Below are 10,457 nucleotides of genomic sequence, written 5' to 3'. Positions count from 1 at the left end.
CCTGCGTCTGCCTGCTAGCTACGGGGCGGCTTGGCCCCTACCCCGGCTGAACTTTCATCAGCTAGTTGTGCCTAGCTTGGCTAGGCGCGCGAGGGTGCAAACCGCTCTTATTTTTACCTAAAGTTTGATTCCCGAGCAAATAAGAGGTACATACCGCTTCTATCGATGTTACCGTTTTACGGCTCGCCTTTGGTACGCATTATGGCTGCGCCTTCGCCGATCCGGCGGAGCGCTTCACCGATATCTTTCGTACCGCATACAAACGGCCGGTAAAAGGTAAATTCTCTTTTATCAATTGGAACACTTCATCCTTCTGTCTGTAACTCGCACCAATTAGCATGGTTTGGATACATCACATTTGCTGTCGTATAATAACGGACCTAATCTGATTCTGGCTTATTTACCCTTGATTCCAGTTCGTCTTTAGTTGTTCGTTGTTTGTTGTTCGTTGTTCATTCTTCGTTGTTCGTTTCCTAGCCTCGCGCTTTGCTCATTTTCCTTCAGGTTCCACCTCACATCAGACACGTCCCTGACCGTGGTAGGCGTAACCCTCTCCAGAGATGACGCCCACACTTAGCGTACAACTCAAAAAGGACCCTTTCGGGTCCTTTTTTGACGGTGATCGGTTTTTGTATGAATCAGCTGTACCTTACCTCTTCTTCGGAATCAGGATCGCTGCTGTTAGCGGCTAATCCTTGCTGCATGTGTTAGAAACACGCTAACGTGTCTTTGGCACATCGCCTCCGCTTCAATGTTCGGTATTTAGATCCTTACTTGGTGTTGCTGTTGAATAGTTCAACGGAACCACACCTCTCTTCTCACCGTCGATAATAGTATGTCCGGTTATGGCTTCGATATTCATTTGTCCGAAAACTTTTTTCGGTTTACCCTTCACCGTTATTATGTCGGGTATGATTGGCCTGCTTCGTTTTCTTGGAACCGGAGAGTGGCTCCTGCGGATTGCCGTTGTTCGACTTGCGCTCGGCCGCTCCGCTTGGAGGGTTTACAGGCTGAGGGATATCTTTGGGCATCGTTTTATTCTCCTTCCGTTACAAACTTGACTTCCCCTTTGTCCGTATCATGGTTCAAGGCATCCTTGTGGCGCCGGTCATTCGTATCCTGTTGAAGCTGTTGGGCATGGTGACTGTTCACAGGAGACAATTCCAGATCCTTGACGACATTTTGCAAGTTTTTATCGGTTGCTTTTGTTTTCGTCATCGCTCGGCCCCTCCTAGTCAGCTTGTCACTTTTTTTAATGCTTGTGCGCATTCGTGAATGTGGCGGATGTAGTCTTCGACCATATTTTGAATGACATCGTTCCGCTCATCGACTGTCTGATCGTCCTTCTCGACGTCAACCAAGTCTACCTTCACCTCGCGGGAATCCACGTAAGTCACGAGGAAATCGAAGGAATACATCGCGTGTCCCGCCGTACGAATATGAATGCGCACCGATTTCGGATCATGCTCGTCCGCTTTCACTTCGGCTTTATCGGATTCATTCAGCAAGGTGGGCAATGTAGTCCGCCACGCCTCTGTTAGCTCGTTCTGATCGAGCGTGAGCACATCTGTTTTGCTCATCAACAAACACCTCCGCAACCTTAACTTGCGGAGGTCACCACCCTTTTATGCGAGTGGCCTGGCGTACAAAAAAAGCCATGAATCGTTAGATTCATGACTGCTTGTTTGTTATTCATCCCTTATTACCAGGATTATTCAAACGGAGAGGGTGGGATTCGAACCCACGGAAGAGTTACCCCTTCGCTGGTTTTCAAGACCAGAGCCTTCAACCACTCGACCACCTCTCCAAAATGGCGGCCCGCCAATGACTAGAAAGAATTTTATCATACGCAGCGGGCCCACCGCAAGGGTTATTTTCTGGAGATCACTTTTACGCCATTCATGTAAGGCAGGAGTGCATCGGGCACTACGACACTGCCGTCCGGCTGCTGATAATTTTCCAGTATTGCCGCTACCGTCCGGCCGACGGCCAGTCCGGAACCGTTTAATGTATGAACAAACTCCGGCTTCGACTTCGCATCCCGGCGGAACCGCAAATTGGCGCGGCGTGCCTGGAAATCCTCGAAGTTGCTGCAGGATGAAATTTCACGATACGATCCGCCGCTCGGCAGCCATACTTCGAGATCGAATGTTTTAGCCGAGGTAAAGCCAAGATCGCCCGTACACAGCGTCATCACGCGGTACGGAAGCTTCAGCAGTTGCAAAGCTTTCTCGGCATGCTGCGTAAGCGCCTCAAGCTCGTCATAAGAGTCTTCCGGCTTCACGAGTTTCACCAGCTCGACTTTATTGAATTGATGCTGACGAATCAGTCCCCGCGTATCGCGGCCGGCCGAACCCGCTTCCGAACGGAAACAAGCGCTGAACGCCACATAATTTTTAGGCAGCTGCTCGATCGGCAAAATTTCATCCCGGTGAAAGTTCGTTACCGGCACTTCCGCCGTCGGGATCAGGAAATAGTCGGTGCCCTGCACCTTAAAGACGTCTTCCTCAAACTTGGGAAGCTGACCGGTGCCCGTTAAGCTGTCCCGGTTGACGATAAACGGCGGAAGCATCTCTTCATAACCGTGCTCGCCGCTGTGAAGATCCATAAAAAAGTTAATGAGCGCCCGTTCCAGACGCGCTCCAAGCCCTTTATAAAACACAAATCGCGAACCCGTTACTTTCGCAGCCGATTCGAAATCAAGAATGCCGAGCTTGTCCGCAATCTCCCAATGCGCCTTTGGTTCGAAAGCGAACGAAGGCACTTCTCCGATCCGGCGAATCTCCACATTCTCCTCTTCCGATAATCCAACCGGAACCGAGCTGTGGGGCATATTCGGGATCGACAGCAGCAGCTTGTTCAGATCCTCTTCCAGAACGCGAACCTCTTCGTCCAGCACTTTAATCCGGTCATTCACATCGCGCATCTCTAATATTAATGACTCTGCGTCTTCTTTGTTCCGTTTCTTGACCGCAACTTCCTGCGATACGGTGTTTCTGCGGTTTTTCAACTGCTCGCTTTCCTGCAGCAGCTCTCTGCGCTTGCCGTCCAACCCGGTAAAACGGTCGATTTCTTCCGCGGATTTGCCTCGCGCGGTCATCGCTTCTTTTACACGTTCAATCTCGTTACGCAACAACTTGACGTCAAACAACCAAAACCCCTCCCAAAAGGGAAACTATATTCAAATCCATTTTCTCTGGCACACCAAACCAAACTGCACGCTATCATTACAAGTTATGCAATATAATGTACTATACTCCGAATAAATATTCAACCAACGCCCTGGACTACAGTCACGAAAGAAGCACCTTGGGCATCAGCCAAACAAGGTGCTTCCGAACATCCTATTACTGAACCGAAGAAGACTTTGCCTCTTTGACCATGTCTATAAAATACTGATGCATCCGGTAATCGTCCGTCAGCTCGGGATGGAAAGAGACGGCCAGCAAATGATCCTGCCGCGCCGCGACAATCTCACCGTTATGCTCGGACAGCACGTCCACCCGATCTCCGATTTCCCTGATCAAGGGAGCCCGGATGAATACCGCTCTAACTTTATCGTCTACACCCTTGACGGTAAGCTCCGTCTCGAAGCTTTCCCGCTGGCGGCCGAAGGCATTGCGCTGCACCTTCATATCCATCAGTTGCAGATGCGCCTGCTCCTGGCCAACGATCTCGTCAGCGAGTACGATTAATCCCGCACAAGTACCGAAAATCGGCTTGCCCTGCTTGGAAAAGGAACGAACTTCCTCGATAAATCCGTAATCGCGCATCAGCTTGCCGATTGTCGTGCTCTCTCCGCCAGGGATGATGATGCCGTCCAATTCGGCCAGCTGACTCGTTTTCTTAACCGGCACGCCTTCGGCGCCCGCTGCTTCGATCATCTTGATATGTTCCGCCACCGCTCCTTGAAGAGCGAGAACGCCTATTTTCATAGCTGACCCTTCTTTCTGTTCTTACCAGCCGCGGTCCTGCATCCGCTGCGACGACTCCAGCTTGGAGATTTCGATCCCTTTCATCGGCGCACCCAAATTTTTGGATACTTCGGCGATCAGGGCGTAATCCGTGTAATGAGTCGTTGCTTGAACGATCGCTCTTCCGAATTTCTCCGGGTTGTCCGATTTGAAAATACCGGACCCGACAAATACGCCGTCAGCACCCAGATGCATCATCAGTGCAGCATCCGCTGGAGTCGCTACCCCGCCCGCTGCAAAGTTAACGACCGGCAGGCGCCCGTTCTCATGAACATACACAACGAGATCGTAAGGAGCGCCGAGATTTTTCGCTTCCGTCATCAGCTCGTCTTTGGACATGCCTTGGATTTTGCGGATTTGGGAATTGATAATCCGGATATGGCGAACGGCTTCTACGATGTTGCCTGTTCCCGGCTCGCCTTTGGTACGCATCATGGCTGCGCCTTCGCCGATCCGGCGGAGCGCTTCACCGATATCTTTCGCACCGCATACGAACGGCACGGTAAATTCTCTTTTATTAATATGGAACACTTCATCAGCAGGTGTAAGAACTTCGCTCTCATCGATGTAGTCGGCGCCAAGAGCTTCCAGAACGCGCGCTTCCACATAGTGGCCGATTCGGCATTTGGCCATAACCGGGATGCTTACTACTTTGGTAACTTCTTCAAACACGGTAGGATCAGCCATACGCGCTACTCCGCCGGCCGCACGGATATCGGAAGGTACGCGCTCAAGAGCCATAACCGCACAAGCGCCAGCCGCTTCGGCGATTTTCGCTTGTTCCGCGTTCATAACGTCCATGATGACGCCGCCTTTTTGCATTTCAGCCATCCCTTTTTTGACTGTCCATGTTCCTGTTTCCATTTCTTACTCCTCCTGTATATGAATTGCTGTAGTTCCCTAGCTACGAAAGCGTGACTCTTCGATGATCTTCTAACAAGTCATTCTACAACAAGCCTATCTAATTAACAACCCGTGCCCAACATTTAGACACCTTTTAGAACAGGTTTTTTAGGCCGCTCGCAATACCGGAGAATATGCCGCCGAAAAAGTTTTTAATTCCCCGCATCATAAGACGGAACCAGCTTCCCTTTTCCATATCTTGCGACGCCACGAGGTCGACCGTTCTTTCGATATCGTTATACTTTACCTTTACGGTGCCGAGCACATCCCCTGTCTTAATCGGAGCGTTTTTCATCTCCGCCAGCGGTGCCGCTTCTATCGTAATTTCGGGCGTCTCGCCCTTTCTTACAACGAAATCGACGGCATTTGCCGTCACAACCGGAACTTCCGTTCTAACGCCCTTTTTTACCTCTACCGTCTTTAATTTCTCCACTTCGCTTTTGGCTGCCACGACCGACTTCATTTCAAAGTTATTAAAGCCGGCGTCGAGAAGCTTTTGTGTTTCCCGGAACCGTTTGGATTCGGAAGGCGTATTCATCACGACACTGATCAAGCGCATCCCGTTACGCATAGCCGTCCCCGTAAAGTTATATCCGGCTTGACTCGTATGGCCTGTCTTCAGTCCGTCCATCCCCTGGTAAGCATAGGACTTAAAACTCGGAACGTCCTTATTGCCTTCGAGCATCCAGTTCCAGTTGATCATCGGCGCTTTATCCGTCTCGCGGAACTTTTTGGACGGGATTTTGGAAATTTCCAGTACTTCGGGGTGTTTCAGCACAATATTCTGTGCCAGAATCGCAGCATCCCTCGCGGTGATCATCGTATCCTCTTCCGTAATTCCCGGAGGAGCGTATTTGCCAAGATCAACCCGGGGAAGGCCGGTTGCGTTAATGAAAAACGATTTTTCGTTGAATCCCATTTTTTTCGCGGCATCGTTCATCATCTTGACGAAATTTTCTTCGGTACCGCCAATCGTTTCAGCCAGCGCTACTGTAGCGTCATTCGCCGAATAGATGGCCATCGCACTGTACAGATCGCGAATCGAATACTTTTCGTTAGGCCCGATCAATTGACCCGAACCGATAACATCAACTGCATACTGGCTCGGATTGACGATATCGTCCCAACTGCGCTTGCCCGACTTGATCTCTTCCATGACCAGATACTCGGTCATCATTTTGGACATGCTGGCTGGGGGCATTTGCTGATCCGCATTCATTTCGTACAAAACTTGCCCGGTAGTCGGCTCGATGAGAATGGCCGCCTTCGCTTCCAGCGTTAAATTAATCGGCTCTGCGGCTTCCGCCTGCTGCGGCTGTATAAGAATCAGGCTGCTCGCAAATACCGTAAAGCAGCATGCCCGTGCGATCCATTTGTTCCACCCGGATTTCTTTACTTCCAACACGTTTTTCCCAACTCCCTTTCCCGAAACTATCATTTCCAAACTCCAACTCTCGCACTCTCGCAAGTCACTGTTCTCATTGTAACATACCGACTCTCCCGGCAAAAGGCGAAACGGCCGTTCCCCTTAACAATTAGAAACACCTTAACTTCATCCGACAAAGGGACGTTTACGGACTGATTCCTTACCGTTGTTACGAAGACCGGAACAATAGTAAAGAGCAGAGGTTGTCCTCTGCCCTTCGTCTCGCGCCCCGATTACATCGAGTAGTTTGGAGCTTCTTTGGTTATCTGTACGTCGTGCGGATGGCTTTCGCGCAAGCCTGCACCCGTAATGCGGATAAATTCCGTATCTTCCTTCAATTCCCGAATCGTTTTCGTACCGCAATACCCCATACCTTGGATCAGGCCGCCGACCAACTGATGAATCGTGTCCTTGATCGGGCCTTTGTAAGGAACGCGGCCTTCGATACCTTCCGGCACCAGCTTGGATTCGCCCTCTTGGAAGTATCGGTCCTTGCTTCCTTCCTTCATCGCGCCGATCGAGCCCATACCGCGGTATACTTTGAACTTCCGGCCCTGATAAATTTCCGATTCGCCCGGGCTTTCCTCGCATCCGGCAAACAAGCTTCCGATCATAATCGCATCGGCTCCCGCCGCGATCGCCTTCGTAATATCGCCGGAGTACTTGATCCCGCCGTCGGCGATGATCGGTACGCCGTATTGCCGGGCTACCGTAGCGCAATCGTAAATCGCCGTAATTTGCGGCACCCCGATGCCAGCGATGACCCGCGTCGTACAGATCGAGCCCGGCCCCATACCCACCTTAATCATCGAAGCCCCGGCTTCGATCAGATCCCGCGTGCCGTGGCCGGTAGCGACATTGCCGGCGATGATGACGATGTCCGGGAACTTGGTGCGCAGCTTGCGCACGGTCTCCACGATGTTGGCGTGATGCCCGTGGGCCGAGTCGACCGCGATAACGTCCGCCCCCACTTTAATAAGCTCGCTGGCACGCTCCAGGGCGTCTCTGGACGCTCCGATTGCCGCACCTACCAATAGCCTTCCTTGGGCATCCTTAGCCGCATTCGGGAATTGTATGGCTTTCTCGATGTCCTTGATTGTGATCAGACCTTTTAACGAGTTCGTCTCGTCGACAAGCGGCAGTTTCTCGATTTTGTGCTTTTGCAAAATCACTTCCGCTTCCTGAAGAGTTGTGCCTACCGGTGCGGTCACAAGGTTATCTTTCGTCATCACTTCTTTAATCTTAATCGAGTAATCGTGCACAAACCGAAGGTCGCGATTGGTCAATATACCGACCAGCTTGTTATCGTCGTTGACGATCGGTACGCCGGAGATCCGGAATTTGCCCATCAGCTCTTCTGCGTCATATACATGATGTTCGGGGGTAAGCGAGAACGGATTGGTAATAACCCCACTCTCCGATCGTTTTACGCGGTCTACTTCTTCCGCCTGCTGCGCGATCGACATATTCTTGTGGATGATTCCGACGCCGCCTTCACGGGCCATGGCGATCGCCAGAGCCGCTTCCGTAACGGTATCCATCGCAGCGCTGATCAGCGGTATATTTAATTTAAGCGTTGGAGTCAGCTGAGTCGACACGTCCACTTCTCTAGGTCCGAACACATCCGACTTTCTCGGGATTAGCAGTACGTCGTCGAACGTCAAACCTTCCTTGGCAAACTTATTGTCCCACACGAAAAAGTACCCCCTTAAGTAAGTAACCCTGAACAAATCCAGCTGCATCCACTTCGAGATCAAGTTCTAGGATGGCTTCAGCTTTTCTACTGGCCAACTTGTCTTCCTGAGTGTTAATGCCTATCGTAACAAAAGCCCATTTTTGGTGTCAAGGCAAAACAGACGTTCCGTATCAGCAGCCGCTTCCGTGTTCTTCGTTCCGTCAAACTTTTACCGGAATGTGTAAGTGCATTTGGAATTCCACAGCAAATATTCATCGATTCCCAGTTCTTTAGCTGCTTGCACTTGAGCTTGTACGTCTTCGCTTCCGTAAATTTTATGGGGTTTTAACCAAGTCGCTGTAAAATCTTGCAGCCATGGGCGGATCGAGGCTGCAGACTTCCGGGCCTGCGTTAACGCTTCGTTTTTTTTCAATCCGTCCGCCAGCGCTTTTTGAACCGTTACGTACGGCTGCAGGTCCGGATTTTTAATTCCAAACACCCCGTCTCCATAATGAGAAGGATAAACCATCGGACTGATAACGTCTATTTCAGAGGAGATATCCTCCCACGTTTGCCCGATTCCCATATCCCCCGTGACCGATGTCGTCAAACCGAACACGTCAGCCGACACGTACACGCCCTTGGCGGCCAGTTCCTGCTTAGCCTGCTTCAGAAAACGTTGAACCGCTGCCGACTTGGACCAACCATTCGGATTTTGAAAAACAGCTTCCCGATCGACCTTGGACCCATTGTCGGGGAACCGGACGTAATCGAACTGAATTTCGTCAAATCCGAGGTGGGCCGCCTCCTTCGCCAGTTCGATGGCGTATGTACACACTTCCGGATGGTAGGGATCAACCCAGGAAGTACCTTTGGCGTCCTTCCACAGAGCGCCTTCCTTCGTGCGGATCGCCCATTCCGGTTTGCGAACCGCTGCATATGGATCTTTAAAGACGGCTATTCGGGCGATCGTATAGATGTGATTTTCATTTAATGTTGAAATGAGACGTTTGATATCATGAATCATATGTTTCGAGTCGGCTTCCAATTGGTGAACGATCGGCAGAGACGAATCGTAGGTGATTTGCCCGGAATCGTTTTTCACGTCAATCACCATGGCGTTCAGCTCCGTTTGGTTTACGAGCTCGATTAATTGATCCAGCTTGGACGTTCTGGCGGCCCAGCCGCTTACGTAGATGCCTTTCACTTTTGGTCTAGCCTTCGGTATAGGAGGAGGTCCGGCTGGTGGTTCTGCATACGACTCGATCCTGCGCTCCCGCTGATCGGTGATCTCATCGGCAACGGACAGATGTCCTGGCGCTTCGCTTTGGATAGGCGGCTTGGCCTCCAACGTCTGCGCTTGGTGTACGATGCTGTCACCGGTCCACGGTTCACCCGGCTGCGCTGCTTCAGAGAACGAACAACCGGTAAGTATCATCGATAGTATCGCAGCAACGGCAATAATCCTGACTTTCATGGATACACCTCCTATTGGAGGTAGTATGACACAAGTGACGTACAACTATCGTTCATCGTCAACTAAGAGATTATGGAAAAATTCATTGCACCGTGTATGTCGTAAGATAAACTGTCCGGTATGTATAGACGTTCGGACATCCTTTGGCGTGTAACCCCACACATTTAAACTTGGGAGGGGATGGATACCTTCGATCCAACCGCCGTTTCAATCGCTCGCTGATGAGGTCTACGACAGCACCACCAATTCCAATACGACGTGCAAACCGCTTTTTCTAGCTGTCGCAGGTCGTACCCGCTTCGCTGAAAACGTTATGGGTGCAGACACTAACTAACGCTAAACAACACAATAAGAGTCTCTGGCACCCTCTATTTTGACCCCAGTGGGCTGATGAAGACGAATAGAAGCGGTTTGTACCCCTTATTTCAACCGACTGATGGGGTCCGTACCGTTTTCGCGGATATTAGCAGCCTCAAACCGCTCTTATTTCGCCATCCTAACCGTTTCCGGACAAAATAAAGAGTGGAAACCACTTCTATTTGCTTTCCCTCATCCCCCTAAGCGGCATATTAGGTCGGGCTTCTAATGGCAGCTGCCACGCTGAACGTCCTGCATCACTTCCGTCCATTTAAGTGAAGCTTCTCGAGGTCTAGACGAAGCTTTTGCCACGAAGCGTACTGCTGCGAGAGAGGTAACCTCTCTGGGTACCAAAAAACTTGCAGTCGCTCCTTTGAAGGAATTTTTGAAGCAGTTTTTTTAGCAATTTCTTTATTTCTTTAAGCAGTTTCTTTAAGCAGCTTTTCCGAAGCAGCGCTTTTGAAGCTTAGCACACTTTAGCAAATTTCGACTTTCTGTAACTTCTATAAAAACAAAAAAACTCCGACGGTTTCGTCAGAGTTTCTTGTTCATTACATCGCTTGGCAACGTCCTACTCTCCCAGGACCCTGCGGTCCAAGTACCATCGGCGCTGGAGGGCTTAACGGTCGTGTTCGGGATGGGAAC

Annotated in this window: 9 protein-coding genes, 1 tRNA gene, 1 rRNA gene and 1 pseudogene; all 12 read right to left on the bottom strand. The window is 50.6% G+C overall.

The window, feature by feature from the left end:
• Positions 1–179: 179 nt before the first annotated feature.
• Positions 180–296 (bottom strand): annotated as a pseudogene (locus tag IDH45_RS33450) (pyridoxal 5'-phosphate synthase lyase subunit PdxS); the annotation flags it as partial.
• A 588-nt stretch (positions 297–884) separates the two neighbouring features.
• Positions 885–1,031, bottom strand: coding sequence for a small acid-soluble spore protein P (locus IDH45_RS33445; protein ID WP_190932498.1), 147 nt, complete (start codon positions 1,029–1,031; stop codon positions 885–887).
• Positions 1,032–1,035: 4 nt separating this feature from the next.
• Positions 1,036–1,218, bottom strand: coding sequence for a hypothetical protein (locus IDH45_RS33440; RefSeq protein ID WP_190932497.1), 183 nt, complete (start codon positions 1,216–1,218; stop codon positions 1,036–1,038).
• A 17-nt stretch (positions 1,219–1,235) separates the two neighbouring features.
• The gene (locus IDH45_RS33435) at positions 1,236–1,580 is read right to left on the bottom strand and encodes a hypothetical protein (RefSeq protein ID WP_190932496.1); all 345 of its coding nucleotides are present in this window, start codon (positions 1,578–1,580) and stop codon (positions 1,236–1,238) included.
• Positions 1,581–1,720: 140 nt separating this feature from the next.
• A tRNA-Ser gene (locus IDH45_RS33430) sits at positions 1,721–1,807 on the bottom strand.
• Between the two features lie 63 nt (positions 1,808–1,870).
• Complete coding sequence (gene serS / locus IDH45_RS33425; RefSeq protein WP_190932495.1) at positions 1,871–3,151, bottom strand: serine--tRNA ligase; 1,281 nt, start codon at positions 3,149–3,151, stop codon at positions 1,871–1,873.
• 196 nt (positions 3,152–3,347) lie between these two features.
• A complete protein-coding gene (gene pdxT, locus IDH45_RS33420; protein ID WP_190932494.1) occupies positions 3,348–3,935 on the bottom strand; it encodes a pyridoxal 5'-phosphate synthase glutaminase subunit PdxT in 588 nt (195 codons plus the stop codon).
• A 21-nt stretch (positions 3,936–3,956) separates the two neighbouring features.
• Positions 3,957–4,838: a pyridoxal 5'-phosphate synthase lyase subunit PdxS gene (gene pdxS, locus IDH45_RS33415; protein WP_190932493.1), complete on the bottom strand. Its 882-nt coding sequence runs from the start codon at positions 4,836–4,838 to the stop codon at positions 3,957–3,959.
• A gap of 133 nt (positions 4,839–4,971) precedes the next feature.
• The gene (locus IDH45_RS33410; protein ID WP_317891332.1) at positions 4,972–6,282 is read right to left on the bottom strand and encodes a D-alanyl-D-alanine carboxypeptidase family protein; all 1,311 of its coding nucleotides are present in this window, start codon (positions 6,280–6,282) and stop codon (positions 4,972–4,974) included.
• Between the two features lie 254 nt (positions 6,283–6,536).
• Positions 6,537–7,997 carry an IMP dehydrogenase gene (guaB, locus tag IDH45_RS33405; protein ID WP_190932491.1) on the bottom strand — a complete coding sequence of 487 codons (1,461 nt, stop codon included), beginning with the start codon at positions 7,995–7,997 and terminating at the stop codon, positions 6,537–6,539.
• Positions 7,998–8,207: 210 nt separating this feature from the next.
• Positions 8,208–9,455: a putative glycoside hydrolase gene (locus IDH45_RS33400; protein ID WP_223837253.1), complete on the bottom strand. Its 1,248-nt coding sequence runs from the start codon at positions 9,453–9,455 to the stop codon at positions 8,208–8,210.
• Positions 9,456–10,370: 915 nt separating this feature from the next.
• Positions 10,371–10,457, bottom strand: a 5S ribosomal RNA gene (gene rrf, locus IDH45_RS33395); the annotation flags it as partial.

Origin of the sequence: Paenibacillus oceani (assembly GCF_014705615.1) — a bacterium.
Classification (GTDB): domain Bacteria; phylum Bacillota; class Bacilli; order Paenibacillales; family NBRC-103111; genus Paenibacillus_AB; species Paenibacillus_AB oceani.
This window is presented reverse-complemented; position numbering and strand designations above follow the sequence as displayed.